This is a genomic window from Pantoea sp. ACRSB, from assembly GCF_022346905.1.
In the GTDB taxonomy this organism is placed as follows: Bacteria; Pseudomonadota; Gammaproteobacteria; order Enterobacterales; family Enterobacteriaceae; genus Pantoea; species Pantoea piersonii.
Map to the genome: position 1 here is coordinate 234187 of NZ_JAKRNL010000002.1, position 25046 is coordinate 259232.

Genomic DNA, 25046 nt, shown 5'->3' on the forward strand with positions numbered 1-25046 from the left:
CTAACATCGGGCGATTATAACAGGCGTGGTGGATCAGAAAATGCGGGAAGTCACGGGGGATGAACAAAGCATCCCCGTTGAATGGGGCTTAGCTGGCGAGCTGTGATTCAGGGACAGAGTGGCTAAGCTCATCCTGATGAAAGGCTTCGCGGCGCACTGCGTAGCCGTCATACCAACGGCACTCTACCATTCCGCTGGCATAGCCAGTCACAACCATGGCGGGGCCGCCCTCTTTATGCTGAACTTCATCGCTAATCATAAAGCTCATTTCCTTCTCCTTTTGACCGTTAACAGAACCTTTCTATCTATAGCAGCCATCCGGATAGCCTGCCTGTTAAGGCGGGCAAAAAAGCGTAAATTCAGAGTAAAGCAGTAAGAAATATTGAAAATAAAAAAAGCGGATAAAAATTATTATCCGCTTTTAACATCTGAAGGAGCTGAAATCAGATTTTGCAGCCTTCGCAATCCGCTTCGTCGCCTGCATCGTCCGGCACTTCATTGACCTTTTCCGCCGCCCTGGCTTCAGCCTGCTCCAGCTGGGCATCAATATCAAATTCAAACATATCGTCGTTCATCGCGTCTCCTCTTCAGACTTCACATCATATGGCAGTGCGCTTTATACCGATTTACCGCGCAGTTTAGCAATCAGATTCACCGCCAACAGCACAATCGACCCAACGATAAAACCGAGCACCAGGTTAGCGCCGTTACTGAGCAGGCTGGCCACCAGCCCGTTCATATCGCCGGTAATTGCCTCAATCAGATGATGCAGCGGCGCGAGGCCATGCACGATAATGCCGCCGCCGACCAGAAACATCGCCAGGGTGCCGGCCACCGTGAGAATTTTCATCAGCCAGGGGGCGAATCCGAGCAGAAAACGGCCGACGCCCTGTGCGATTGCCGAAGACTTCTCATTCAGCCAGTAGCCGAGATCGTCGATTTTTACGATAGCGGCGACGATGCCGTACACGCCGATAGTCACCAGAATGGCGATACCAGCGAGGATCAATACCTGGTTCAGCAGCGGAGCGTCAGAAACGATGCCGAGCGTAATGGCGACAATCTCCGCAGAGAGAATAAAGTCGGTACGCACAGCGCCTTTGACCTTATTCTTTTCAAACTCGCGCGGGTCCTGCTGCGCCAGTTTATCCAGCCGCTGCTGGCGCGCCTCGGGGCTTTTCTCCTGCTTATCGTGCTGCAAACTGTGCAGCACCTTTTCGACCCCTTCATAGCAGAGGTAGGCACCGCCAATCATCAGCAGCGGCGTAATAAGCCAGGGTGCGAAAGCGGAAATCAGCAGCGCCAGCGGCACCAGGATCAGTTTATTAAGAAACGAGCCTTTCGCGACGCCCCACACAACCGGCAGTTCGCGATTGGCCTTTACGCCCGTTACCTGCTGCGCGTTCAGCGACAGATCGTCGCCCAGCACGCCAACGGTTTTTTTTGCCGCCACTTTACCCATGACGGAGATATCATCCAGAAGTGTTGCAATATCATCTAATAAAGTCAGTAAGCTGGATCCAGCCAAAATTTCTTCCTTATTCCGGTTCGTTATGTTGACAACAGGGACAGCGCTCCAGCGTCGCGGCGGTTATCTCAGCGATGCCGTCGCACTCCCACTCTACGCGGACCGCGCCTGACAGCTCGCCTGCATGCAGGTATTTGCTGACCGGGCTTTCCGTCATGCCGGTAATCTCCTCCGTCGCGACCAGCGTGTCGCCGACATAGACGCGCGCCGTCGCATGAGCATTAACCATGCGCTCGTCGCGCAGCTGATAGAGGCGTTTTACCGTCAGTTTAATACTGCTCATCCAGAACTCCTGCTCGCGGGGGAAGGCGAAATCTAACCCGGCGAAGTCAACAAGGCAAGGCGACCTCAACGCGGCCGATAGTGCTGAATACCGTTGTGATCGATCTCTGCGCTCTGGTCCATCGCCAGCAGCCACTCCTCCAGCCGCTCCTGAAGATCGCTGTCGCTTAGCCGCAGCTTATTGCGCAGCGCGCACTCCCAGATAATCAGCACCTTCCAGCCGCTCTCCTGCAGCTGCCGGACATAGCGGTTATCGCGTTCAACGTTACTGTTGATTTTGCCGACCCAAAATTCTGTGCGCGTCGCCGGCACCTTAAAGAGATAGCAGTTGTGGTGATGCCAGAAACAGCCGTGAACAAAGATAATCGCCTGCTGCTCCAGCAAAACGAAATCGGGACGGCCTGGCAGGTTTTTATCCTGAACGCGGTAAGCAAAGCCGCGATCCTTTAACAGCTGCGCCACCCGCAGTTCGATGGCGGTATCCTGCTGGCGTATCGCACGCATATTTTTGCTGCGGGTCGTGCTGGAGTGTACATCGGCCATGGCGTCTCCTTTTTGCCCTATCTATCAACTTTAGTCGGACTCAATAAAAGCGAAAGCCTCCGCTGCGGTTAACGAGGCGGCGACCGGCGGATAAAATCCCGACGATGCGTCATGCAGGCGGCCTTTAGGCATCGACCGCCAATTTCTTCGAAGCCAGAGGAGTGTTAGCATAGCCCGTTCACAGTTAAGGAAAAATGCATGCTTGCCGATGACGCCACCGCAATGACGGAACCCGCTTCTCCCCTGCTCTCTCCCGATAGCGAAACCGCTGACCTGATGCGCCAGGTGCTGGCGATTTATGCCGCGCGCGATTTAGCGGCAAAATTCCATCAGGCGGGCTTCCGCGACTGGACGCCGCAGCAGCTGACGCGTCTGCGGCAAAACAAAAGCGCATTGCCGCCCCTGAGCGAAGGCGAATTAGCGCTGTTGCGCAGCCTGCTGCCTGCGCGTCCCGCCCATTACGACAACCCGCAGTTTCGTTTTATCGATCTCTTCGCGGGCATTGGCGGCATCCGGCGCGGTTTCGACGCCATCGGCGGAAAATGCGTCTTCACCAGCGAGTGGAATAAAGAGGCGGTGCGCACCTACAAGGCCAATCACTACAGCGATCCGCAGGAGCACCGCTTCAACACCGATATTCGGCACATCACCCAGCCCGCAGGCCTGCGCGACGAGGCGGCCATCTATCGCCATATCGACGCGGAGATCCCCGATCATCAGGTGCTGCTGGCCGGTTTTCCCTGCCAGCCCTTTTCGCTGGCGGGTGTGAGCAAAAAGAATGCGCTGGGGCGCGCGCATGGCTTCGAGTGCGAAGCCCAGGGTACGCTGTTTTTCGACGTGGCGCGTATTATCGCCGCCAAAAAGCCGCCGATCTTTGTGCTTGAGAACGTCAAAAACCTGAAAAGCCACGATCAAGGCCGCACCTTCGCCGTCATTATGGCGACGCTGGATGAGCTGGGTTACGACGTGGCCGATGCCGATGCCGACGCGCCGGATGCGAAGATTATCGACGCGCGCCACTTCCTGCCCCAGCACCGCGAGCGCATCGTGCTGGTCGGCATCCGCCGCGACTATCCGTTCAGCAAAGCGCTGTCGCTGCGTCAGATTGAGCAGCACTATCCGTCCGCAGTGCCCAGCCTGCAAAGCCTGCTGGAACCCGAGCCGGAGGAGAAATATATTCTTTCCGCGCAGCTGTGGCGCTACCTCTACGACTACGCCAGAAAACACAAAGCGAAAGGCAACGGCTTTGGCTTTGGGCTGAACGATCCGCGTAAAGCTGACGTCTGCGTACGCACCCTGTCGGCTCGCTATTATAAAGATGGTTCGGAAATCCTCATCGATCGCGGCTGGGATCAGGCACTGGGCGAAGCGGATTTCAGTAACGCGGAGAATATGGCGCGTCGGCCGCGTCGCCTCTCGCCGCGCGAATGCGCGCGCCTGATGGGCTTCGAAGCGCCAGGCGAGCATCAGTTCCGCATTCCGGTTTCCGATACGCAGGCCTATAAGCAGTTCGGCAACTCGGTCGTGGTGCCGGTTTTCGCCGCCGTAGCACAGCTGCTGCTTCCCATTATCAGGCAGTTAAATAACGCATAACAGGGCCAGAGTTTCGCTTAGTAACGCGCATTATGCTGTTTTTCCAGCAATGCGCCCTCTGTCACAAAGTTGTCACGCAACCGGCGAATACTCGCTTTTATTTTCGGGTTGCGCTATGTCTTCCATCACTCTTCTTAATCGCCGTTTTCGCCTGCGTAAGCCGGGGCTTCCCGGCTGGCTCAGCAGTCTGCGCGGCAACTTCACCCTGTTTGTTATCCTGTTCTGCCTGCTGCAGGCGCTGGGCGTTACGCTGCTTACCGCGCAGGTCAATCATACACAAAGCGCGCTGGCGCAAACCGCGGAACTGCGGGAAAGGCTGGCCCTGCTTGATAAAGCGCGTATCGAACTGCTGACCGCCAGCGATGACAGCCATCGCGCGGGTATCTATCTGATGCAGGACCAGCAGAGCGGCTCGGTAGACAGCTGGAAAAGCCTGGCTGACAGCGCCAGCGCGTCGCTGCAGCAGGCGAAAACGCTTTTCGCCCGCTATCACGCCGCTGACAACAGCCCGCTGGCGCAGGGCTTTACCCTGCTGGCGCAAGGGCTGGAAGAACAGCTGAAAGGGTTAAAGGATAACCAGATTGACGCCTTTTTTATGGTGCCGATGCAGGCCTATCAGCAGCAGTTCAACGACGCCTGGTTCGCTGAAATCGACGCGGCAAACAAAGAGCTTGGCGCGGTAAATCACAGCACGCTGGAGAGCATGACCCACAGCCGCAACCTGTCGCTTATCGTCAGCGCGCTGCTTTTCTCGCTGCTGATTATCGGCGGCGTGCTGCTGGCGCGCGGCGTGATTACGCCGCTGCGTCACGCCAGCCGCCAGCTGCAGCAAATTGCAACCGGCGATCTGCTGTCGCCACCCGCCGCCGGACGCTTACAGGCGCGTGAGACGCAGCAGCTGTTCAGCGCCATGGCGGAGATGCGTCAGGGGCTGCGCCATATCGTGCATGAGATCAATACCATCGCCGCCAGCGTGGCGGCAGGCGCGGGCGAGATGCAGCAGCATAACGCACGCGTCAGCGAGCAGCATCAGGCGCAGAACGCCAGCTTTACCCATCTGTCTCAGCGGCTGCGACGCGTCGCGGAAGAGGTGGAAACCAGTGCGCAGGTGTCGCAACAGGCGACGCAGCAGGCCTATGACGCCGATACGCTGATGCAGCAGTGCGTTTCGCGGGTGGATGAGATGGAGACGCAGATGCGTCAGATTGTCGACGCCTCAGGAGATATCGCCGGTATCGTGGAGATGCTGGAGAGTCTGTCGCTGCAAACGCGCCTGCTGGCGCTTAACGCGGCGATTGAATCGGCGCACGCCGGGGTTTACGGCCGCAGCTTTTCCGTGGTGGCGAAAGAGATCGGCATGCTATCCAGCCAGAGCAGCGGTTCGACGCAGCGCATCGACGGTCTGATTCAGCATACACAACAGCATGTCACGGAGGGTTTTAACAAGGTTAAAGTGCTGGAGAAGCTGTTCCAGACCATTAGCGGCGCCGTGGCCGCTATCGCCGGACAGCTTCAGGCGCTTCAGCAGAACGCAACGGCGCAAAGCAAGCGGGTCAGCCATATCGCCGCCGAGGTCCATAAGCTGGATGAGACGCTGCAGGCCAGCACCGGACTCAGCACGCAGCAGCAGCGCGCGGCTGATACGCTTCAGCAGCAGGCGGCGCGACTGGCCCAGAGCGTGCAGCAGTTCCGCATCTGATATGGCTGGTGAGCGCCCATAAAAAAACCCGTCTTGCGACGGGTTTTATTTATTTCTTTTTCTTGCTCTGTTTCTTCAGCAGAGCGCGTAGCTGCTTGACCTCATCCGCGGAGAACGCGTTTGACGCGGTCTCTGCCGTATCCTGGTTATCTACCGCCGATGCGGTGGGCGGCAGCAGGCTCTCCTGCAGACGCTGAACAATCTCCTGACTCATTGAGATCTGATTTTCCAGCGCCAGCTGTTTAATCTGCTCCTTCAGCGCCGGATCAATCTTAATCGTCAAATTTACCGTATCAGTCATTCCGTTACTCCCTTCGTTATTTATCCACAACGTAGCGGAAGTCACTAACGTTTAACAGACTGTCATAAAAATTTAATATTAGGCGCGTATAGGGCTAAAATCGCGCAGCACCGATTCGTCGATGCTGGTGAGGTTGCCCTGTAGCTCTGCGCACAGCTTGGCCATATAGCCCACCAGAAAGTCCGCATTATGCTGCGCCAGCGCCCTGCCCGCCTCGGTTTGCATCGTATCCGGCAGCCGCAGCAGCTTCTTCTGGAAGTGATCGAGCGTCCAGTTTACATCGTTAAGCTCGCGCATTTTGCCGAGCGGATCGTCACTGTCAAACAGCGGACGATTCAGCGCGCCGGCCGTGTAGAACACGCGCGCCAGGCCAATCGCGCCCAGCGATTCGAGACGATCGGCGTCCTGAACGATTTTCGCCTCCAGGGTTTCCGGCGTAATGGCGGCGCTAAAGCTGTGCGCTTTCACCGCGTGGCTTACCGCGGGGATCAGCGCAGCGGGAAAGTCGGGGAAATCCTGCGTCAGAATGCGCGTGGTCTCTTCTGCGGCATAGGTAGAAGCCAGATGGCGTTCGGGATGATTTTTCGGCAGGTTCACCACGTCGTGAAAATAGCAGGCGGTCAGAACCACCAGCGGGCTGGCATCGCTGCCTGCCATAATGCGTTGGGCACTCATCCAGACGCGGCGCAAATGGGCAATATCATGCGCCTTGTCATCATGAACCCAGTTAATCTGAAACCAGCTTTCGAAGCGCGTTTGCCAGAGTGAGAGCGACATGGCTTATCTCCCTGTTAATGTTTGGGTATCGGTCTTAACATCAGACCGTACGCATTGGGACGTCATCTTACCGAGTAGCTGATGACAAATTTTTGACACAGGGTGGTTTTAATTCGCTGTGATAAAACCGGTTTCGAAAAAAAATGAGACCAGGATCGAGTTATAGCGCTAATTCAAGCGCTATCCCAGTTTTTAACAAACTTTCAGCATTAACCCATATCAATTATCTTAAGCAAATCTTATTAATATTGAGCAAAACCGCCTCGTCACTTCCCTCTCAGTGGACAGAACCAGCGGCGGCATCTTCCAGAATGAATCAGTATATCTGCGCTTTGTGAAGGTTAAAGAATCTGAAAAGGTTTCAAAAACGCCCGATATAACGTACTGTATTCGGGTTATACCAGGTAAGGGACCACTTAGTAGACTCGGTCTGGTGCGTTTTTTGCATTTTCGCTTTTTCCTAAAGGCAAATCGTTGTGTTGCCGTTACTGTAAGGCGACAAATTGTTAAGCAGATTGATGTAAATTCATCACGGCTGAGCGCAGGCGCAGGACAGCGATTGAATGTGTGTCAACCGGGCTCTATTTATATTCAGAGGTAATCCATGAAAGAACGGCCGATTCTTTTTTCCGAACAGCGGGTTCGCGCCCTGCTGGTTGGCCAGCAAACCCAGACCCGGCGCATCATGAAAACGCAGACTTTCGGACCGGGTCAGGATCATCATGAAGGCGTACACGCCTTCGACGTTAACGCTAACCATCTGCATGGCTATAAGCTGATGTCGATGGCCGATATCAGCCAGCACTGCCCCTATGGCAAGCCGGGCGATATTTTGTGGGTGCGCGAGACCTGGCGCGGCCCTATCGTGCCCGAAAGCGATCTGGCGGAGTATGAACGCGATCCATCGCCGTTCCGCCTGCCCGCATTTTGTCAGTACCGCGCCGACAACAATGAGCTGGGGCACCATACCCAGGGCGGACCGGAAGCCGATCAGTTCGGCTGGCAGACCGCCATCCATATGCCGCGCTGGGCCAGCCGCATCAACCTGCAGATCACCGCCGTACGTGCGGAGAAGATCCAGGATATCAGCGAAGATGACATTATGGCTGAAGGGGTGCAGACCGATTCGCACTTCCTGAATAACTTCTTCACCATGAATATGAATGCGGAATCGCCTAAAGAGGCCTACCGTAAAGCGTGGCAGAAGCAGTACGGCGCCACCAGCTGGGAAGTCAACCCCTGGGTCTGGGTGATTGAATTTGCGCGCGTCGAGCGCAATTAATACTGCTTTGCGGGCTAAATCACAGACAAATTGCATGCTAAACGGTTGAATAGACAGCTTTCATCCCTGCAGCCAGATCAAGGTGCCAGCGACCGTTTCGGATGCTGGCATTTTTTCTGGCGCGTCAGGGTCGCGAGGGAAATTCTTCAGCGAGTACTGCGATGTTTAAATGGCCGTGGAAAAACGATAATCGCGCTTCCTTTGTTGAGCTGCCCTGGCAACAGGGGCTGGCACAGCCGGTATTTAGCTGGCTGGATGAGGATGAGCAGCAGGCGCTGATCGCCATGGCGCAGCGTTTCCTGCAGCAAAAAAAACTGGTGCCGCTGCAGAATGTCGAGCTTGATGAATTGCGCAGCGCGCGCATCGCTCTGCTCTTCTGCCTGCCGGTGCTGAAGCTGGGGCTGGAGTGGCTCGACGGCTTTCACGACGTGCTGATCTATCCAGAACCTTTTGAAGTCGCCGACAGCTGGGAAGATGAACAGGGCCTGGTGCATCACGCCGCCGCCGTTCATGCCGGACAGAGCTGGACGCAGGGCCCGATTGTGCTCAACTGGCTCGACCTTCAGGATGCGTTCGATCTCTCCGGCTATAACCTGGTGATCCACGAAGTGGCGCACAAGCTGGACGCACGTGGTCGCGGCTACACCAGCGGCATACCGGTGATGGCGCTGCGTGATGTCGCTCTGTGGGAAAAAGATCTTCGCGCCGCCATGGATGAAATCGAAAATGAGGTTGAGCTGGTTGGCGAACAGGCCGCGACCATCGATCCTTACGCCGCCAGCGATCCCGCCGAGTGTTTTGCCGTACTGTCCGAATACTTTTTTACCGCGCCGGCGCTGCTGTATGAACGCTTCCCGGCGATGTACCGCCATCTGAGCCAGTTCTATCGTCAGCATCCGCTGCCGCGTTTAGCGCAAAACTCGCCGCATTCCGCTTAATCCGCGATCGCTTTGCTGCAAAGCTAGCCAGTTGAATGCTAATGTGTTTTTCACTGTTGACACGCCGGAGCGCGGCCATTAATATGCGCCCCATCGAAACGATTCCTCTGTAGTTCAGTCGGTAGAACGGCGGACTGTTAATCCGTATGTCACTGGTTCGAGTCCAGTCAGAGGAGCCATATTAAAGAAGCCCGCTCAGGGAAACCTGAGCGGGCTTTTTGCTGTGGTGACTTTGCCGCTAACGGACTCAGAGTTCGCGGCGCGCAAACGCCAGCATCCGCTCCGCCAGCGCCTGCGGGGTCTGCATCGGCAGCAGGTGACCAGCGCCGTCGATAATCTCCACCTCGCCCTGCGGCAAATGAGTGCGCATCACGTCCCGCTGCGCCTCAACGCCCGGCACGTTACCGTCTTCGCTGCCCAGCACCATCATGGCGGGCAGCTCAAGGCGGCCGATTTGCTCGCGCAGATCTTCCCGGCTGCCGTGTAGCGCCCAGGCGCGAAAGGCGGCAGGCGCGGCGCTTTGCGCATCGGCAATCGCTACCTCGCGCAGCACATCCGGCAGAGGCGCGGAGCAGGCGCCGTCGACAAAGGTTTCCGCCTGCTGACGCGTTCCCTGGTACTCCGCCTGCGTCTGGCGATCCTGCTCGCTCATCGGCTGCGGGCCAGGCGGCGAAGGCGCCACCAGCACCAGCCGTTGCAGATAGTCAGGCTGTCGGGCGGCAAGCGCCATCGCCACTTTCCCCGTCATAGAGTGACCGACAAGGATCACCTTTTCCAGGCGCAGCTGGCGGATAGTTTCATCGACCTGGTTCGCCATTGAGGCTACATCGTAACTTTCAATGTCGGTTGCGCCGCCAAAGCCCGGCATATCCAACGCCACGCAGCGGGAATGACGATCGAGATAAGGCAGCGCTGGAAACCAGGTGCGGTGCGAGCCGCCCAGATAGTGCATCAGCACAAACGTCGTTTCGCCCTCTCCCTGTAAGCTGTAAGGCAGCATAAAACCTCCTATATCAGGGTGCCGTTGATGTCGCCCAGCTGTGCTATAGCTGCCTCGCTATAGCCCGCCTGCCGCAGCGGTGCGACAATTTCGCCTGCCAGATCGGGCACATAGCCGATCAGCAGCTCGCCAGCGCCGTGTAGCGTCACCTCTTCCAGCGCGGCGGGCAGCAGCAACGATTCAGCACGCCCCAGCGTCACGCTGACGCCGTTCGCTTCTACCGTTAACGGCTCGCCAGTGTTGGACACAATACGCGCGCGGCTGAAGCTGAAACGCTGCGACTCGCTAAAGCGCCAGCGTTCCAGCGCAAAATAAGGACCGGCGCAGCAGAAGAGCCGCGTCAGGCCGCCCTTCTCAAGCGTCAGCCCCGGCTGTGGCGTGCAGCGCAGCTCTGGCCGTAGCTCCTCCAGCAGCGCATCGATATTTTTTTCCCACTCTTGCTGAGAGAGGCGCGAACCATCCTCCATCTGCCACGGCATCGCATGCTGCTGGATATTGGAGGTCTGCTCAATTTCATAAATGAGCGTGTCGGGACCAAAGCTGTGCAGCATGCCGCCTGGCACGTAAAAAGTATCGCCCGCTTTTACCGGCACCCGGTACATCACCGCATCGTAATCCTGCGCCAGCAGTGCCGCCTTCAGTCGGGCGTTGTCTACGCCGTCACGTACGCCCAGCAGACAGGTCGCATCGGGCGCGGCCCACAGAATATGCCAGGCTTCGGTTTTGCCGTTCGGCTGCTGCTCCAGCTTTTGCGCCAGCGCGTCGTTAGCGTGGAGGTGAACCGGCAGCATGCCGGTTCCGTCGATAAATTTGCTCAGCAGCGGGAAGTGCGGGCCGCGCCAGCCGGGCGCGACCATCTCGTCGGGGTAGCGTTCGGTGAGCTGGCGCAGCGTCTGACCCGCCAGCTCGCCGTTGGTGACGCTGGCGATCATGCCGTCAACGTCGCTGATTTCCCAGCTTTCCGCAATGCGCGTCTCAGGCAGACCCGCTTTTCCCAACTGCTCTCTGATACGCTGTCCGCCAAAAATATGGGTGGCGAGCGGCGTAGTCAGCTTTAAAGGATAAGCGTTCATATTTCTCCCTTACGCAGGTTTAGATAACCGCGACACCGCCTGTGACCGCAATGGTTGCGCCAGAAATGTAGCTCGCCTCGTCGCTGGCCAGCATAACGTAGGCAGGCGCCAGTTCGGCAGGCTGTCCCATGCGCTGCAGCGGAACTTCACCACCGAAGCTTTCTACCTGTTCAGGCGGCATGGTTGACGGGATCAGCGGCGTCCAGATAGGACCGGGCGCAACGGCGTTGGAGCGAATGCCTTTCTCCGCCAGCAGCGCTGCAAGGCTGCCAGAGAAGTTAACAATGGCGGCTTTGGTCGCTGAGTAGGCGATCAGCTTCGGTTTCGGCTGGTCGGCATTGATCGAAGCCGTATTGATAATGGAGCCGCCAGAAGGCATATGCGGCACCGCCGCCTTGCAGATATAGAACATGGCATAGAGATTGGTTTTCATCGTGCGATCGAATTCTTCATCGCTAATCTCATCCAGCGACATACGCGTCATCTGGAAAGCCGCGTTATTCACCACGATATCGATCTTGCCGAAACGTTCGGCCGCCTGCGCCACAATGCTGCGGCAATGCTCCGCTTCGGTAACATCGCCTGCGATCAGCAGCGCCTGCTGGCCCGCCTCTTCCACCAGCTTCGCCGTGTCTTTTGCGTCTTCATGCTCATCCAGGTAGGAGATCACGACATCCGCGCCTTCCCGGGCATAGGCGATGGCAACGGCGCGACCGATGCCGGAATCACCGCCGGTAATAATGGCGGTCTTGCCTTTCAGGCGGCCAGAACCCTGATAGCTGGTTTCACCATGATCGGGTTTTGGGTCCATTTTCAGGATGCTGCCGGGCCATTCCTGCTGCTGCGCCTGCTGAGGATGTTGTGGACGATCTGTCATACGTTCTCTCCTTTTAGTGACTCTTTCACTGTCGTTAATGGAGCTGAATCGTTATCAGCCTCGAGTCCTAAGTGTAGCAGCTATGACAGAATCGCAAGGTGAAGTGCTAAGCGTAACGGGTTGAAGGCACAACGAATTTATCTGAAACAAAATGAAAAAAGCCCGCACAGAGCGGGCTGTGCGGGCCTGAAAGCGGCAACAAGCGCGTCGGTTAGAGTAAATCTTCCCATGTCATAATCAGCTTTGCCGGCAGTGGCTGCGCCAGCAGCGATTCATCCGGTTTCCAGCTTTCCCAGTCGCGAAAAGCGGCGAAGTTCAGGCCTGTCAGTTTCTCCAGCGCGCTGACCGTAACGCGGTACTCATCGACATTAGGCCGAGGCGCATCCTGCGCATGCGGCAGGACGCGGCGCGGCTCATCCAGCAGATCCGCCTGGCTGACCAGCAGAGCGGTCGCCTGCGGCTTGCCCGCCGTGTTAATGCGCAGCACCACCTTCCAGAACATCAAGGGCACCTGCCATTCAGCATACTGTCGCCACTGGTCATTCAGCACCGGCCCGGTCAGCACGCTGACCTTACGCTTCGACTCCAGCACGCCCGACTCAAGGATATAGCGCTCCACCCCCTGCCAGTACTGCAGGCTCTGGTTGAAGCGAAAATGCTGCGGCGAACAGTTAGTGAAGTGAAAGGTATCTTTATTCGCGCGCACCGCTTCTTCCGCCGTACCCCAGGTGGGATCGCTGCGGCGCGTAAGATGGCCGCGATCGAACCAGCGGCTGTATTCGCTGTAAAAGGCCTGACCGGTGGTGTAGCGACTGTCGATGCGGCTGTCTTCATACCAGCGGTCCCCCTCTTCCAGCAGCGACGGCTGGCCATTGCCGCGATCGATGGAGATATAGCGCGCGCCGTCAATATTGGTGGCGGTAAAAAAGGCGAGTCGTCGTTCAGCGCTCATCAGCAGCGAGAAGTGCTGATAATCCAGTTTCGCTTCCGCGCCCTGCCGACCGTCGCGCAACGGCGCCACTTCGGCAGCGCGCGGCGCGATAATAGCGGCCAGATCGATCGACTCACCGTCGAGAAAGTCAGGCTGGAAACCGTCGCGGTTGCCGTAGTTGCTCTCCGGCGCGGCAGCGGAGGCGATCGGCGGAGCCGCGCGCTCACTGACGGTTAACGCCTGCATCAGCCGCGCCTGTTGCGCCGCAGGCAGCTGCGTCAGCTCGCCCTTCAGCCAGTCAATAATGGCGCTGATGCGTACGCCTTCATTCACCCAGCCGTCATCGCTCTCAACGCCGCCGTGATGTAGCGCGACCAGCTGCCACGCATCGTTAAATACCGGCGCGCCGGAAGAGCCGCCATCGGTATCGGCCTCATAGTGCAGCAGCTGCTCGTGACGCGCCAGCAGCGCGTTATTACGCAGCGTAATCTGCTGCGGCGCGCCGCCGGGATGATGGATAAGGTTAAGGCTGATGCCCAGCGCATGTTTATCGTTGCGATCGTTCAGCGCCAGCGGCTGCGGCGCCTCGCCGCTGCCAGCCACTATCTCGCCGAGCGCAATAAGAGTGCAGTCCAGCGCATCGGTCGGGCTGGTAAGAAAAAATTGCTCCGCATCGGCGGCATAAGTCACGCCGTCAACCAGTTCACCCGCTTCTGTTCGCCGCCAGCCAAACTGCAGCGTGACGCGACCCTGCGCGGGCGGCTGCGGCAGCAGATGGTGATTAGTGATAAAAAGCCCGCCGTGTGTCATAAAACCGCAGCCCCTGGGAATGCCGTCCTCTCGCAGCAGCGCCACGGCGCGGGCGCAGGCTAATCCCTGCTCTAAGAAAGCGATCGGCAACAGATCGTTGCTTTCGCCGGTGATAACGCCCTGACGCAGATGTTGCTGAAAGGCGTAGCGCTGCGCGCGGGCGCGATCCGGCTCTGCCGGTTCACCCGCTGCCAGCGCGGTTCGGGTCTGCGCACGCCGCTGCGCAGTTAATGCCAGCCGCGCGCTAATCAGCGCGGCGCTCTCTTTATCGTTCATTCGCTCCTCCAGGTTAAAAGGCGTGCTGCTCTTTTAACCATAGCCGCTGCGGCTGAACGTTCCTTTTTCTTATGCTTCGATCCCGCCGCGCGGCAGATTGCTCACTGCCGCTCAGGCTTGTTGTTACGCAGCGTTTTGTAAAAATCCATTGCAGCAGGCGAAAAAAAGCCCGCTTAGCGAGAGCGGGCTTTACCGGAGAGAGTATAACGGGAGCAGCTACTTTTCATGGTAGCGATGCACCTCAGGATAATATTCGAAGCCATAGAGCTGGCTAACGGGGATAAGCAGCTCAAGCTCCAGGTTTGATTCGCTTTCGTCACGTTCGTCGCGCCGACGGTCGGTATTAGCCTCGAAACGGTTTTTCCACAGCTGCAGCAATCTTTTCATCTGGTTCGCCCTTATCAAGTCGGAGCCTTAGTAAAGCCCGATCGCTGGCGCAGCTGAACCATCAATTTCTGCAGTTTATTGCTGAAAAACAGCTAACCCCGGCATGGCGTCTCTTTCCGGCGAGCCGGGATAGCGCTACTGCTGTTTCGCCACCATTTTCCGGTAATTATCCAGCCACTTGCCGCTCTTCAGCCGCCACCAGAAGCAGGCGCCGCGTACCGCCCAGTCCAGGAACATGCCGAGCCAGACGCCCACCACGCCCATGCCGAGCATAATCCCCAGCACATAGCCCACCACAACGCGCGCCCCCCACATGCTGAACATAGAGACGTACATAGTGTAACGCGCGTCGCGCGCGCCTTTCAGGCCCGCCGGCAGCACCCAGGAGGCCGCCCAGATCGGCATAAAGGCGGCGTTAAGCCAGATAAGATGCTGCGTTACGCTGATAACGTCCGGGTCGCGCGTATAGAAACGCGCCAGCACGCCGGAGAGCGGTACGGTAAGAAACGCCAGCGCACACAGGCAGAGGCTTGCCAGCCAGAAGACATGCCGGATTTGCCGCTCCGCCTGATAGACCTGGTTACGCCCCAGCCGAGTGCCGGTAATAATGGTGGAAGCCGATCCCAGCGCGTTACCCGGCAGGTTAATCAGCGAGGCGATGGAAAAGGCAATAAAGTTGCCCGCAATAGCGTCGGTGCCCATGCCTGCGACAAATACCTGGGTCAGCAGTTTGCCGCCGTTAAACAGCACCGATTCAATGCTCGCCGGCACGCCGATACCCAGCACCTCCATCAGGATTTTGAAATCCCAGCGGCGAAAATAGCTCGGCAGGCTGATCTTCAGCGAGGCATTAAAGCCGATCATCAGCACGTAAATCACGCCGATTGCGCCGATATAGCGCGAGATGGTCAGGCCCAGCCCGGCACCGACGAATCCCAGCCCCTCCCAGGAGAAGGCGCCGTAGATTAATACGCTACTGATAACGATATTCAGGATATTCATCCCGCCGTTGATCAGCATCGGGATTTTGGTGTTCCCCGCCCCGCGCAGCGCGCCGCTGCCGATAAGCGCGATCGCCGCCGCCGGATAGCTCCACGCCGAGGTCTGCAGATAGCTCAGCGCCAGCTCTTTGACTTTGGGCTCCGCGCCGCCGGCGATGAGATCGATAATCAGATGTCCCCACAGCTCAATGGCGAACACCAGCACCAGCGACAGCACCGTCATCAGCGCCAGCGACTGGCGCGTAGCGGCGCGGGCTCGCTTACCGTTGCGCTTCGCCAGGCTGAAGGCGACCACCACCGTGGTGCCGAGATCGATAGCGGCGAAAAAAGAGATGATGATGATGTTGAAGCTGTCTGCCAGCCCCACGCCCGCCATCGCCTCTTTGCCCAGCCAGCTCACCAGAAAAGTGCTTAATACGCCCATCAGCATTACGCACAGGTTTTCGATAAAGATGGGCACCGCCAGTGGCGTGATCTCACGCCAGAACAGCGTGCGATAAAAGCGGCGTTTGGGATACCACGCCGTGCGCTTTATCGCCTGCATCACTGCTACGCCAGGATTTTGCAAGGGAATAACCAAATCAGAACAGATTGGACAGGAGTTATAATGATGGGTCCGCTTAACTATTTATGCAAAGCGTTTCCCTGACTTTTCAATCATTATTACAATCTTTTATCGCCTTTCACCGCAGCGGCTGCCGCACCGCCCAGATAGGCGCTGCGCACCTCTTCATTGTCGAGCAGCTCCCGACCGCTGCCGCTGAGACGGATCTCGCCGTTCGCCATCACATAGCCGCGATCGGCGATAGCCAGCGCATGACGGGCGTTTTGCTCGACAAGAAACAGCGTCATGCCCTGCTGCGTCAGCTCACGCAGGATGGCGAAAATCTGCTTCACCACAATCGGCGCCAGCCCGAGGCTCGGCTCGTCGAGCAGCAGCAGCCTGGGACGACTCATCAGCGCGCGGGCGATCGCCAGCATCTGCTGCTCGCCGCCGGAAAGGGTCATCGCCCGCTGTTTGCGCCGCTCAAGCAGACGCGGAAAAAGCGCATACATCCGCGCCAGATCGTCTTTCTGATGCGCGCTGCCGATGGCGATGGTGCCCATTTGCAAATTCTCTTCAACCGTCATATCGGCAAAGATTCGCCGCCCTTCCGGCGCCTGCGCGATGCCGCTGGCGGCGATAAAATGCGTTGAACGCTGGCTGATGGGTTCGCCCTGAAAGTAGATTTCGCCCTGCGCGATGCGCGGCTGACCAAAAATAGACATCAGCAGCGTCGATTTACCCGCGCCGTTAGCGCCGATCAGCGCCACGGTTTCCCCGGTCTGCACGCTCAGCGACACCTTTTTCAGCGCCTGCACCGGACCGTAATAGAGATCCACTGCGTCAAACTTCAGCATAGGCTCAGCCATGAAGATCCTCCTCTTCTGCGCCCAGGTAGGCGGCGATAACGCGCGGGTCCTGCTGAATCTGGCGCGGCGCGCCCTGGGCGATAACGTCGCCGTGATCGAGCACCACGATATGGTCGGAAATCGCCATCACCATCGGCATATCGTGCTCAATCAGCAACACGCTGATACGGTGATCGGCGCGTAGACGATGCAGAATCGCGCTCAGCGTCTCGGTTTCCACGGGATTGAGGCCCGCCGCCGGTTCGTCCAGGCAGATAAGCTCCGGCTGGGTGCACATGGCTCGCGCAATCTCCAGCCGCCGTTGCTGACCATAAGAGAGCGTACCGGCCAGCCGGTTGGCGGCGGGCACAAGATCCACCGTCTCCAGCCAGTAAAAGGCGCGATCGAGCGCGCGGCTCTCCGCCTCGCGATAGCCGCGCGTATTGAAAATGCCTGCCAGCAGATTGCGGTTCGCCAGCATATGCTGCGCCACCAGCAGGTTCTCAATCACCGACATCTCGCGGAACAGCCGGATATTCTGAAAGGTGCGCGCCAGGCCAGCGCGATTTACCAGGTGCGCGCCGCCGAACATTTTGTACCAGAGGCGCGATCCCAGCCGCGCCGGCCGCAGCCAGTCCTGTGGCTGGATTTTTTGTCCGAGGATTTGAATCACATCGGTGCTGCGCGCCTGCGCATTCAGCAGAATGCGTCCGCCGCTGGCGCGGTAGAAGCCGGTCAGGCAGTTAAACACCGTGGTTTTTCCCGCGCCGTTGGGGCCGATAAGCGAGGTGACCGAGCCGCGCTCTACGCGCAGGCTGACGTCGTTAAGCGCCTTGATGCCGCCGAAGCGCATCATCAGATGCTCGACCTGTAAAATAGCGTCACTCATGGCGGACTCCTTTACGCGGCATTACCCCGACGCGACTGGTGCGCACCAGCCCGCGCGGCCGCCAGATCATCATCACCACCATCAGCATTCCAAACAGCAGCACGCGGTATTCGGCGAAGCTGCGCAGCAGCTCCGGCGCGACCGTCAGCACAAAGGCCGCCAGCACGACGCCGAGGGTCGATCCCATTCCTCCCAGCACCACAATGGCGAGGATCAGCGCCGACTCAAAGAAGGTGAACGAAGTTGGATTGACAAATCCCTGATAGCTGGCGAAAAACACGCCTGCGATACCTGCCGTCGAGGCGCCGAGCATAAAGGCTGAAAGTTTTACCAGCACATGGTTTAACCCCATCGCGCGGCAGGCGATCTCATCTTCGCGCAGCGCTTCCCATGCACGCCCGACCGGCATGCGCGTCAGCCGGTGTTTGATAAACAACACCAGCGCCACCACCAGAATCAGCACCACATAGAGGAAGATAAACTTCATATTGGGGTTGTAGTCGAGGTGGAAGAACTCATGAAAAGGCACGCCGCCTTCGCGCGCGCGTCGGCCAAACTCCAGCCCGAGAAAGGTGGGCGACGGCACAGAAACGCCGTTTGGCCCGCCGGTGAAGCTCAGCCAGTTGGTCAGCACCAGCCGGATAATTTCGCCGAAACCGAGCGTAACAATCGCCAGATAGTCGCCGTGCATGCGCAGCACCGGAAAACCAAGCAGCGCCCCCGCGAAGGCGGCCAGCAGCGCGGCCAGCGGCAGCATACTCCAGAATCCGAGGCCGAGATACTGATAGCCGAGCGCCAGCCCATAAGCGCCGATGGCGTAAAACGCCACGTAACCGAGATCGAGCAGTCCCGCCAGCCCCACCACAATATTCAGCCCCAGCCCCAGCAGCACATAGATCAGCCCCAGGATCGCCACGGTCAGCAGATATTTGCTGGCGAGAAAGGGAAACAGCAGCGCCACTGCCAGCAGCAGCGGCAGGATCCAGCGCAGACGCGAGCGGTAGCCCGGCTCGCGCACGTAAACGCCGTCGTCCGCGCCCTCGAAGCGCCGCAGCAGCGCCCGCCCGCGCCCGGTTTGCAAAAAGAGGCTGAGCAGCAGCCGTCCTGCCATAACCACAGCCACCAGCAGCGCCACGCGCGCTGGCGCCAGGTCGAAGGCGTAACCCTTCAGCACCACGCCGACAATCGGCCCGAAAACCACCAGCGCAACCAGCCCGGCCAGCAGGGTGTCGCGCAGCGCATGGCGCACATTTACCGAGTCATTCATCATTGCGCCCTCACACTTTCGCAACCAGCGGACGGCCAAGCAGTCCCTGCGGGCGGAAGATAAGGATCACCACCAGCAGCGCAAATGAGAAAACGTCTTTGTAGTCGGAGTTCACCAGCCCGGCGAACTGCGCTTCCGCCACGCCGAGCAGCAGCCCGCCCAGCATAGCGCCGGGCAGCGACCCGATGCCGCCCAGCACCGCAGCGGTAAACGCCTTGATGCCGATGATAAACCCGGCATAAAAATCGAAGGTGCCGTAGTTCATCGTGACCAGCACGCCTGCCAGTCCAGCCATCGCCGCGCCGATCACAAAGACCAGCGATATCACGCGATCGGTATTAATGCCGAGGATCGCCGCCATTCGTCGGTCCTGCTGCACCGCGCGACAAATACGGCCAAGGCGCGTGTACTGAATAATCCAGGTGAGCAGCGCCATGCCGCAGAAGGCGGCAGCGAGGATAAAGAGCTTAGTCCAGGTGATCTGCACCAGCCCGCCGTCAAACTCGACGCGCAGCACGCCGGTAAGCAGCGTCGGCACGCCCTGCTGATTGGGCCCCTGGCTCAGCTGAACATAGTTCTGTAAAATCAGCGACATGCCGATGGCGGAGATGAGCGGCGCCAGCCGCGTCGAGTGGCGCAGCGGCCGATAGGCGATGCGCTCAATGGTCCAGCCGTATACCGCTGTCACCACGACGGTGAACAGCAAGGTGCCGAAAATCAGCAGCGGGAAAGAGTGCACGCCGAAAAACGAAAGCAGCGCCAGGCCAATAGCGCAGAGATAGGCGGAGATCATATAGACCTCGCCGTGTGCGAAATTAATCATGCCGATAATGCCGTACACCATGGTGTAGCCGATCGCGATCAGGCCATATACTGCGCCCAGCGTCAGCCCGTTAATCAGTTGCTGAAGTAAGAAGGCGTCCATAACGAAGTCTCTGCGCAAAGCGGGCCGCGCAACCGGGCGGCCCGGACAGGAAACGCCCTGCGACATGCAGGGCGGGCTCAGGCTTACAGCTGGTGGTATTTGCCTTTATCGTCCCACTGATAGATGACGTAATCGGACACTTTTAAATCGCCCTTGCCGTCCCAGGCTTTTTTACCCATCACGGTGGGGACATCGTGTGATTTCAGCCATTCGCTGGCCTTCGCGTTATCTTTACCGGCGCCCTGGTAGGCGGCGGCCAGCGCCTGAACAGAGGCGTAGGCGTAGAGGGTATAGCCTTCTGGTTCGAAGCCGCCTTTGCGGAATTTATCAATCACCGCTTTACCGTCAGGGATCTGACGCGGGTCATTGCCGAAGGTCATATAGATGCCGTTGGTATACTGCGGCCCACCCGCTGCGGTAACCAGTTCCTGCGTGACAATGCAGTCGCCGGAGAAGAAGTTAGCCTTTACGCCCTGCTCACGCATCTGGCGCACCAGCGGGCCCGCTTCCGGATGGCAGCCGCCGAAATAGACGACATCGGGATTCGCCTGGGCGATCTTCGTCACCAGGGCATTAAAATCCTTTTCGCCGCGCGACAGGCCTTCATACATCACCTCTTTCACGCCGCGCTTCTCCAGCGCCGCTTTGGTGGCATCCGCCAGCCCCTGACCGTAGGTATCTTTATCGTGGATCACCGCGACCTTTTTCGCCTTCAGCTTATCGAGCATAAAGCTGGCGGCGATGGCCCCCTGCTGGTCATCGCGTCCGCACATGCGGAACAGGGTTTTCATGCCGCGCTCGGTAATTTGCGGGTTGGTGGAGCCTGGGGTAATCGACAAGACGCCAGCGTCGTCATAGACCTCCGATGCGGGCATGGTGCTGGAAGAGCAGAAATGGCCGACGACCGCCATTACCTTATCCTGATCAACAAGGCGGTTCGCCACGGCAACCGCCTGTTTGGGTTCGCAGGCGTCGTCGCCCTGCACCAGCACGATCTTCTCGCCGTTAACGCCCCCCGCCGCGTTAATATCTTCCGCCGCCTGCGACGCCCCTTTCCAGTACTGCGCGCCGTAGGTGGCGTTGGGGCCGGAGAACGGCCCGGCGACGCCGATTTTTATATCTGCCTGCGCACTGAGCGCAGCGCTGAAACAGCCTGCAATCACGACGTTTAATGACAACTTGATCAGTTTCTGAGACATGCTGTCTATCCTCAACACAGTTAGTTTGCGTTTGCCAGACCACGATGCAGGAGTGGTGAAGGTGTTTATCAGGTTCAGGAAGCTATGCGCGGCGATAAAAGCCGCTATCTGTTGCAAGCAAGAATCTCGCCAGAAAAACCGATAGCGAGGTTTTGCCGAAAGGAAGGTGGCAACGCCAGCGACAGCGCACGACGTCACCTTCTGATTCATTAAACGTAGGCGGGGATTGGCAACACGCCAGCACCCTGTTGGTGCATAATGCGTTCGATCACAGATTCTTGCTTTGCGGCGGCGGTAAACCCGCTAAGCTGTGGGGAAAGATCGCTTATTATCAGGAGAGCATATGCCTACACAACGGAACGGCCTTACCCGCCAGCAGGCGCTGGATGAACTGGAGCGTCTGTATGAAGGCGCGGTGAACGCGCTGCGCGCTGCGATAAAAACCTATACGGAACAGGGTACGCTGCCTGAGGCGGAGGCGCGTCGCCAGGGACTGTTTGTCTATCCTGAACTGCGCATCACCTGGCGCGGCGAAGGCCCGCAGCAAAACCGCACGCGCGCCTGGGGCCGCTTTACCCATACCGGCAGCTACAGCACCACCATCACCCGTCCGGCGCTGCTGCGCCACTATCTCAGCGAACAGCTGGCGATGCTGGAAAAAGAGTATGAGGTGGAGATTCAGGTCGGTCCGTCCAGCCAGGAGATCCCTTATCCTTACGTGATTGATGGCTCCGATTTGTCGCTGGACCGCACCATGAGCGCCAGCATCGCCCGCCATTTTCCCACCACCGAGCTGTCGCAGATTGGCGATGAAACCGCCGACGGCCTGTTTAACCCGGACGCTATTTTTCCCCTCTCGCACTTCGACGCATTGCGCACCGACTTCTCGCTGGCGCGCCTGCGCCACTACACGGGTACCTCGGTCGAGCATTTCCAGCCTTTTGTGCTGTTTACTAACTACACGCGCTATGTGGATGAGTTTGTTCGCTGGGCTACGGAGCAGGTGCGCGATCCCGCCAGCGACTATGACAGTCTGGCCTGCGCGGGCGGCGCGATAATTACCGCCGATACGGCTGACAGCGACGCGGCGATGCTGGATCTGGCGTGGAAAAAGCATCAGATGCCCGCCTGGCATCTCACCTCCCCTAACCGACGCGGCATTACGCTGGTTAATATCGGCGTCGGCCCGTCAAACGCGAAGACTATCTGCGATCACCTGGCCGTAATGCGGCCGCACGCCTGGCTGATGATCGGCCACTGCGGCGGTCTGCGTGAAAGCCAGAGCATTGGCGATTATGTGCTGGCGCACGCCTATCTGCGCGACGACCACGTGCTCGACAGCGTACTGCCGCCCGATATTCCCGTTCCGAGCATTGCGGAAGTCCAGCGCGCGCTCTATGACGCCACCAAAGCGGTAAGCAATATGCCAGGAGAAGAGGTCAAGCAGCGCCTGCGCACCGGCACCGTCGTCACCACGGACGATCGCAACTGGGAGCTGCGCTACTCCGCTTCGGCGCTGCGCTTTAACCTGAGCCGCGCAGTGGCGGTGGATATGGAGAGCGCCACCATTGCCGCACAGGGCTATCGGTTCCGCGTACCTTACGGCACGCTACTCTGCGTATCAGACAAGCCGCTGCATGGCGAAATTAAGCTGCCGGGCCAGGCGAACCGTTTTTACGAAGGGGCGATTTCAGAGCATTTGCAGATCGGTATTTGCGCGGTAGAGCTGCTGCGCGCCGAAGGGGATAAGCTGCACTCACGTAAACTGCGAACCTTTAACGAGCCGCCGTTCCGCTAAAACAAATAAAGCACGGGGGACGCCCCGTGCTGTTCAACCCTGTTATGACACTTTTACCAGAACTTCTTTAACCAACCAGCCGAGCACGGCTAATATGGCTGGCACCATCAGTGTCCAGGTAATGCGGTCGTTGAGACGATCGAACTTTTCATCCACGCGTTCAAACTTCATATCAATTCGTTCAAACTTCTCGTCCATTCGTTCGAACCTTTTATCCATTCGCTCAAGCTTCGCATCAATTTGCCCAAATCTTTCATCGATTCGCTCGAACCTTTCATCAATCCGCACAAATTTCTCATCAATACGGGCAAATTTCTCATCAATACGAGCAAACTGCACTGCCGTCTGGGCGAAGCCTTCATGCATTTCACAGCGCAGCTTAAGCTGTTCGGTATGCAGAACTTCCACATCCGTTCTGGTGGCAAAATTCTGCGAGCGTTCGGTCAGTACCGCCAGGTCGGATTTTATCTGGTGTGTATCCAGCTCAAGCCGCTCGACACGTTGGGTCAGTCGCTCCATAGGGTTTTCTCCTGGCTGTGGAAGAGGGATAAGAGGCCGGGGAAAAGTGTGCGGAAGCTGGCTTAACGGGAATTCCATGATGTTCTCTCCTCTCCTTGTTATCTCTTCCAGAATGCCGCGGGCGCTGCTTCCCCTTGCTGTTGGGTATTTAACCAGATAGCCGACCAGTAAACATTCCCTGTTCCGCTAACTCAGTCAAAAATAGCGAGCGATTTGCGCCTCGATTCAGCGCTGGCAGGGTAGCTCTGCCTCAGGATAATTAACACCCTTTCTGGCGCGCTCTGGAAGCGACTACGCAAATTGATATCAATGAAGCGGAAGAAAAATGCGCGGCGGGCGCAAGCCGCTGTCCGCGCACTAAAGGAGGAAGGAGCATTACCGCGCCCGCTTGTCGCAGACGCGGCTACTGCAATCAGGCGCTGAGCCAGCCCAGCTTGATAACGAACAGCAAAGAGAGGATCACCAGCGCCGCGTTCACCTCTTTGAAGCGACCGCTCAGCACTTTTATCACCGTCCATGTGATAAAGCCGAAGGCGATGCCGTTAGCAATAGAGTACGTCAGCGGCATCGTCAGCGCGGTAACGGTCACCGGTGCCGCCGTCGTGACGTCTTTCCAGTCGATCTCCGCCAGGCCGGACGCCATCAGCACCGCCACAAACAGCAGCGCGGGCGCTGTCGCATAGACCGGCACGCTGCCCGCCAGCGGCGAGAAGAAAAGCGCCAGCAGGAACAGAATAGCGACCACAACCGCCGTTAAGCCGGTGCGTCCGCCTGCGCTCACGCCAGCCGCGGACTCCACGTAACTGGTCGTGGTGGAGGTACCGAGCAGCGAACCAAACAGCGCTGCGGCGCTGTCAGCCACCAGCGCGCGGCCCATTTTCGGGATATTGCCCTGCTCGTCCGCCAGGCCAGCGCGTTTGGTCACGCCCAGCAGCGTACCGGTATTGTCAAACACGTCGACAAACAGAAAGGCGAAAATCACGCTGACCAGGCCGACGTTAAACGCCCCGGCGATATCCAGCTGCATAAAGGTCGGCGCGATGGAGGGCGGCGCGGAGAAGACGCCGGCGAAAGGCGACAGACCGATACCCATCGAAATAAAGGTAATCAGCAGAATGCCGATCAGCACCGCGCCGGTAACGCGACGCGCCTCCAGCACTACAATCACGATAAAGCCAAGCAGCGCCAGCAGCGGGCCCGGCTTCGTCAGATCGCCCAGGCCGACCAGGGTCGCCGGATTATCCACCACGATGCCCGCGCCTTCCAGCGCGATAAGCGCGAGAAACAGCCCGATGCCCGCCGCAATCCCGGCGCGCAGCGGCAGCGGAATGCTGGCGATAATCCACTCGCGGATTTTGAAAATCGAAAGCGCGAAGAAGATCACCGCCGACAAAAATACTGCGCCCAGCGCGATCTGCCAGGTGTAACCCATGTGCAGCACGACGGTATAAGTAAAGAAGGCATTCAGCCCCATGCCCGGTGCCAGCGCGATCGGGTAGTTGGCGATCAGGCCCATCAGTACCGAGCCGATTGCCGCCGCCAGACAGGTGGCGACGAAAACCGCCCCTTTATCCATGCCGGTGGCACCCAGAATGCTGGGGTTAACAAACAGGATATAAGCCATCGCCAGGAAGGTGGTGATCCCGGCGACCACTTCGGTGCGAACCGTCGTGTTATGCGCTTTTAGCTTGAACAGTTTTTCTAACATCATCATCTCTCAAGAGCGGAGACGGCACGAATGCGCGTTCTCACTTGCCAG

Annotated in this window: 25 protein-coding genes and 1 tRNA gene; 6 read left to right on the plus strand and 20 right to left on the minus strand. The window is 58.3% G+C overall.

The window, feature by feature from the left end:
* Positions 1-88: 88 nt before the first annotated feature.
* The 5 genes from MHZ89_RS07400 to MHZ89_RS07420 form a co-directional block, all read right to left on the minus strand.
* Positions 89-268, minus strand: coding sequence for a DUF2158 domain-containing protein (locus MHZ89_RS07400; protein WP_311782468.1), 180 nt, complete (start codon positions 266-268; stop codon positions 89-91).
* A 175-nt stretch (positions 269-443) separates the two neighbouring features.
* Positions 444-575 carry a hypothetical protein gene (locus MHZ89_RS07405; protein ID WP_257025846.1) on the minus strand — a complete coding sequence of 44 codons (132 nt, stop codon included), beginning with the start codon at positions 573-575 and terminating at the stop codon, positions 444-446.
* A gap of 41 nt (positions 576-616) precedes the next feature.
* Positions 617-1528, minus strand: coding sequence for a DUF808 domain-containing protein (locus MHZ89_RS07410; protein WP_311782469.1), 912 nt, complete (start codon positions 1526-1528; stop codon positions 617-619).
* 10 nt (positions 1529-1538) lie between these two features.
* A complete protein-coding gene (locus MHZ89_RS07415; RefSeq protein ID WP_126689879.1) occupies positions 1539-1811 on the minus strand; it encodes a hypothetical protein in 273 nt (90 codons plus the stop codon).
* 65 nt (positions 1812-1876) lie between these two features.
* Positions 1877-2353 (minus strand): very short patch repair endonuclease, encoded by a 477-nt coding sequence (locus MHZ89_RS07420; protein ID WP_120453548.1) that lies wholly within the window; start codon positions 2351-2353, stop codon positions 1877-1879.
* Between the two features lie 198 nt (positions 2354-2551).
* Between MHZ89_RS07420 and dcm the strand changes: the two genes are divergently transcribed.
* Both dcm and MHZ89_RS07430 read left to right on the plus strand, forming a co-directional pair.
* Positions 2552-3946: a DNA (cytosine-5-)-methyltransferase gene (dcm, locus tag MHZ89_RS07425; protein WP_409373237.1), complete on the plus strand. Its 1395-nt coding sequence runs from the start codon at positions 2552-2554 to the stop codon at positions 3944-3946.
* 115 nt (positions 3947-4061) lie between these two features.
* Positions 4062-5645, plus strand: coding sequence for a methyl-accepting chemotaxis protein (locus tag MHZ89_RS07430; protein WP_311782470.1), 1584 nt, complete (start codon positions 4062-4064; stop codon positions 5643-5645).
* A gap of 49 nt (positions 5646-5694) precedes the next feature.
* On the opposite strand, the gene MHZ89_RS07435 is transcribed toward MHZ89_RS07430, so the two are convergent.
* A complete protein-coding gene (locus tag MHZ89_RS07435) occupies positions 5695-5946 on the minus strand; it encodes an Arc family DNA-binding protein (protein WP_311782471.1) in 252 nt (83 codons plus the stop codon).
* A 78-nt stretch (positions 5947-6024) separates the two neighbouring features.
* A complete protein-coding gene (locus MHZ89_RS07440) occupies positions 6025-6723 on the minus strand; it encodes a phosphohydrolase (RefSeq protein ID WP_311782472.1) in 699 nt (232 codons plus the stop codon).
* A 604-nt stretch (positions 6724-7327) separates the two neighbouring features.
* Here MHZ89_RS07440 and MHZ89_RS07445 point away from each other — a divergent pair.
* The 3 genes from MHZ89_RS07445 to MHZ89_RS07455 all read left to right on the plus strand — a co-directional run bounded on the left by MHZ89_RS07445 (position 7328) and on the right by MHZ89_RS07455 (position 9122).
* The gene (locus MHZ89_RS07445; protein ID WP_311782473.1) at positions 7328-8005 is read left to right on the plus strand and encodes a hypothetical protein; all 678 of its coding nucleotides are present in this window, start codon (positions 7328-7330) and stop codon (positions 8003-8005) included.
* A gap of 161 nt (positions 8006-8166) precedes the next feature.
* The gene (gene mtfA / locus MHZ89_RS07450; RefSeq protein ID WP_311782474.1) at positions 8167-8943 is read left to right on the plus strand and encodes a DgsA anti-repressor MtfA; all 777 of its coding nucleotides are present in this window, start codon (positions 8167-8169) and stop codon (positions 8941-8943) included.
* A gap of 103 nt (positions 8944-9046) precedes the next feature.
* Positions 9047-9122: transfer RNA gene (locus MHZ89_RS07455), tRNA-Asn, on the plus strand.
* Positions 9123-9190: 68 nt separating this feature from the next.
* Here the strand turns inward: MHZ89_RS07455 and MHZ89_RS07460 are convergent.
* The 11 genes from MHZ89_RS07460 to MHZ89_RS07510 all read right to left on the minus strand — a co-directional run bounded on the left by MHZ89_RS07460 (position 9191) and on the right by MHZ89_RS07510 (position 20970).
* Positions 9191-9943 (minus strand): alpha/beta hydrolase, encoded by a 753-nt coding sequence (locus MHZ89_RS07460; protein WP_311782475.1) that lies wholly within the window; start codon positions 9941-9943, stop codon positions 9191-9193.
* An 8-nt stretch (positions 9944-9951) separates the two neighbouring features.
* Positions 9952-11016, minus strand: coding sequence for a class I mannose-6-phosphate isomerase (locus MHZ89_RS07465; protein ID WP_311782476.1), 1065 nt, complete (start codon positions 11014-11016; stop codon positions 9952-9954).
* 19 nt (positions 11017-11035) lie between these two features.
* Positions 11036-11893 carry a glucose 1-dehydrogenase gene (locus tag MHZ89_RS07470; protein WP_311782477.1) on the minus strand — a complete coding sequence of 286 codons (858 nt, stop codon included), beginning with the start codon at positions 11891-11893 and terminating at the stop codon, positions 11036-11038.
* Between the two features lie 211 nt (positions 11894-12104).
* A complete protein-coding gene (locus MHZ89_RS07475) occupies positions 12105-13910 on the minus strand; it encodes a DNA/RNA non-specific endonuclease (RefSeq protein WP_311782478.1) in 1806 nt (601 codons plus the stop codon).
* Positions 13911-14126: 216 nt separating this feature from the next.
* A complete protein-coding gene (locus MHZ89_RS07480) occupies positions 14127-14297 on the minus strand; it encodes a hypothetical protein (protein ID WP_311782479.1) in 171 nt (56 codons plus the stop codon).
* A 135-nt stretch (positions 14298-14432) separates the two neighbouring features.
* Complete coding sequence (locus MHZ89_RS07485; RefSeq protein ID WP_311783013.1) at positions 14433-15842, minus strand: EmmdR/YeeO family multidrug/toxin efflux MATE transporter; 1410 nt, start codon at positions 15840-15842, stop codon at positions 14433-14435.
* Between the two features lie 119 nt (positions 15843-15961).
* Positions 15962-16711: an ABC transporter ATP-binding protein gene (locus tag MHZ89_RS07490; protein ID WP_311782480.1), complete on the minus strand. Its 750-nt coding sequence runs from the start codon at positions 16709-16711 to the stop codon at positions 15962-15964.
* Complete coding sequence (locus MHZ89_RS07495; RefSeq protein ID WP_311782481.1) at positions 16704-17579, minus strand: ATP-binding cassette domain-containing protein; 876 nt, start codon at positions 17577-17579, stop codon at positions 16704-16706. The genes MHZ89_RS07490 and MHZ89_RS07495 overlap by 8 nt, the downstream gene beginning before the upstream one ends.
* On the minus strand, positions 17572-18846 hold the full coding sequence (gene livM, locus MHZ89_RS07500; RefSeq protein ID WP_409373238.1) for a high-affinity branched-chain amino acid ABC transporter permease LivM: 1275 nt from the start codon (positions 18844-18846) through the stop codon (positions 17572-17574). Before livM ends, MHZ89_RS07495 begins: the two co-directional genes overlap by 8 nt.
* A 10-nt stretch (positions 18847-18856) precedes the next feature.
* A complete protein-coding gene (locus MHZ89_RS07505) occupies positions 18857-19771 on the minus strand; it encodes an ABC transporter permease subunit (protein WP_096073395.1) in 915 nt (304 codons plus the stop codon).
* 83 nt (positions 19772-19854) lie between these two features.
* On the minus strand, positions 19855-20970 hold the full coding sequence (locus MHZ89_RS07510) for a branched-chain amino acid ABC transporter substrate-binding protein (protein WP_311782483.1): 1116 nt from the start codon (positions 20968-20970) through the stop codon (positions 19855-19857).
* A 343-nt stretch (positions 20971-21313) separates the two neighbouring features.
* Here MHZ89_RS07510 and MHZ89_RS07515 point away from each other — a divergent pair, with 343 nt between their 5' ends.
* Positions 21314-22768: an AMP nucleosidase gene (locus MHZ89_RS07515; RefSeq protein WP_311782484.1), complete on the plus strand. Its 1455-nt coding sequence runs from the start codon at positions 21314-21316 to the stop codon at positions 22766-22768.
* A 42-nt stretch (positions 22769-22810) separates the two neighbouring features.
* On the opposite strand, the gene MHZ89_RS07520 is transcribed toward MHZ89_RS07515, so the two are convergent.
* Together MHZ89_RS07520 and MHZ89_RS07525 are read right to left on the minus strand one after the other, a co-directional pair.
* Entirely contained in the window at positions 22811-23287 is a 477-nt protein-coding gene (locus tag MHZ89_RS07520; protein WP_311782485.1) for a hypothetical protein, read from the minus strand.
* Between the two features lie 412 nt (positions 23288-23699).
* Positions 23700-24998, minus strand: a complete 1299-nt coding sequence (locus tag MHZ89_RS07525; RefSeq protein WP_311782486.1) for an NCS2 family permease — start codon at positions 24996-24998, stop codon at positions 23700-23702.
* Between the last annotated feature and the right edge of the window lie 48 nt (positions 24999-25046).

What these genes read in the sequence shown, in the direction of transcription:
- MHZ89_RS07400 (WP_311782468.1), bottom strand. Translation starts at nt 268, where the DNA reads ATGAGCTTTATGATTAGCGATGAAGTTCAGCATAAAGAGGGCGGCCCC.
- MHZ89_RS07405 (WP_257025846.1), bottom strand. Translation starts at nt 575, where the DNA reads ATGAACGACGATATGTTTGAATTTGATATTGATGCCCAGCTGGAGCAG.
- MHZ89_RS07415 (WP_126689879.1), bottom strand. Translation starts at nt 1,811, where the DNA reads ATGAGCAGTATTAAACTGACGGTAAAACGCCTCTATCAGCTGCGCGAC.
- MHZ89_RS07420 (WP_120453548.1), bottom strand. Translation starts at nt 2,353, where the DNA reads ATGGCCGATGTACACTCCAGCACGACCCGCAGCAAAAATATGCGTGCG.
- dcm (WP_409373237.1), top strand. Translation starts at nt 2,552, where the DNA reads ATGCTTGCCGATGACGCCACCGCAATGACGGAACCCGCTTCTCCCCTG.
- MHZ89_RS07430 (WP_311782470.1), top strand. Translation starts at nt 4,062, where the DNA reads ATGTCTTCCATCACTCTTCTTAATCGCCGTTTTCGCCTGCGTAAGCCG.
- MHZ89_RS07435 (WP_311782471.1), bottom strand. Translation starts at nt 5,946, where the DNA reads ATGACTGATACGGTAAATTTGACGATTAAGATTGATCCGGCGCTGAAG.
- MHZ89_RS07440 (WP_311782472.1), bottom strand. Translation starts at nt 6,723, where the DNA reads ATGTCGCTCTCACTCTGGCAAACGCGCTTCGAAAGCTGGTTTCAGATT.
- MHZ89_RS07445 (WP_311782473.1), top strand. Translation starts at nt 7,328, where the DNA reads ATGAAAGAACGGCCGATTCTTTTTTCCGAACAGCGGGTTCGCGCCCTG.
- mtfA (WP_311782474.1), top strand. Translation starts at nt 8,167, where the DNA reads ATGTTTAAATGGCCGTGGAAAAACGATAATCGCGCTTCCTTTGTTGAG.
- MHZ89_RS07460 (WP_311782475.1), bottom strand. Translation starts at nt 9,943, where the DNA reads ATGCTGCCTTACAGCTTACAGGGAGAGGGCGAAACGACGTTTGTGCTG.
- MHZ89_RS07465 (WP_311782476.1), bottom strand. Translation starts at nt 11,016, where the DNA reads ATGAACGCTTATCCTTTAAAGCTGACTACGCCGCTCGCCACCCATATT.
- MHZ89_RS07470 (WP_311782477.1), bottom strand. Translation starts at nt 11,893, where the DNA reads ATGACAGATCGTCCACAACATCCTCAGCAGGCGCAGCAGCAGGAATGG.
- MHZ89_RS07475 (WP_311782478.1), bottom strand. Translation starts at nt 13,910, where the DNA reads ATGAACGATAAAGAGAGCGCCGCGCTGATTAGCGCGCGGCTGGCATTA.
- MHZ89_RS07480 (WP_311782479.1), bottom strand. Translation starts at nt 14,297, where the DNA reads ATGAAAAGATTGCTGCAGCTGTGGAAAAACCGTTTCGAGGCTAATACC.
- MHZ89_RS07485 (WP_311783013.1), bottom strand. Translation starts at nt 15,842, where the DNA reads ATGCAGGCGATAAAGCGCACGGCGTGGTATCCCAAACGCCGCTTTTAT.
- MHZ89_RS07490 (WP_311782480.1), bottom strand. Translation starts at nt 16,711, where the DNA reads ATGGCTGAGCCTATGCTGAAGTTTGACGCAGTGGATCTCTATTACGGT.
- MHZ89_RS07495 (WP_311782481.1), bottom strand. Translation starts at nt 17,579, where the DNA reads ATGAGTGACGCTATTTTACAGGTCGAGCATCTGATGATGCGCTTCGGC.
- livM (WP_409373238.1), bottom strand. Translation starts at nt 18,846, where the DNA reads ATGAATGACTCGGTAAATGTGCGCCATGCGCTGCGCGACACCCTGCTG.
- MHZ89_RS07505 (WP_096073395.1), bottom strand. Translation starts at nt 19,771, where the DNA reads ATGGACGCCTTCTTACTTCAGCAACTGATTAACGGGCTGACGCTGGGC.
- MHZ89_RS07510 (WP_311782483.1), bottom strand. Translation starts at nt 20,970, where the DNA reads ATGTCTCAGAAACTGATCAAGTTGTCATTAAACGTCGTGATTGCAGGC.
- MHZ89_RS07515 (WP_311782484.1), top strand. Translation starts at nt 21,314, where the DNA reads ATGCCTACACAACGGAACGGCCTTACCCGCCAGCAGGCGCTGGATGAA.
- MHZ89_RS07520 (WP_311782485.1), bottom strand. Translation starts at nt 23,287, where the DNA reads ATGGAGCGACTGACCCAACGTGTCGAGCGGCTTGAGCTGGATACACAC.
- MHZ89_RS07525 (WP_311782486.1), bottom strand. Translation starts at nt 24,998, where the DNA reads ATGATGTTAGAAAAACTGTTCAAGCTAAAAGCGCATAACACGACGGTT.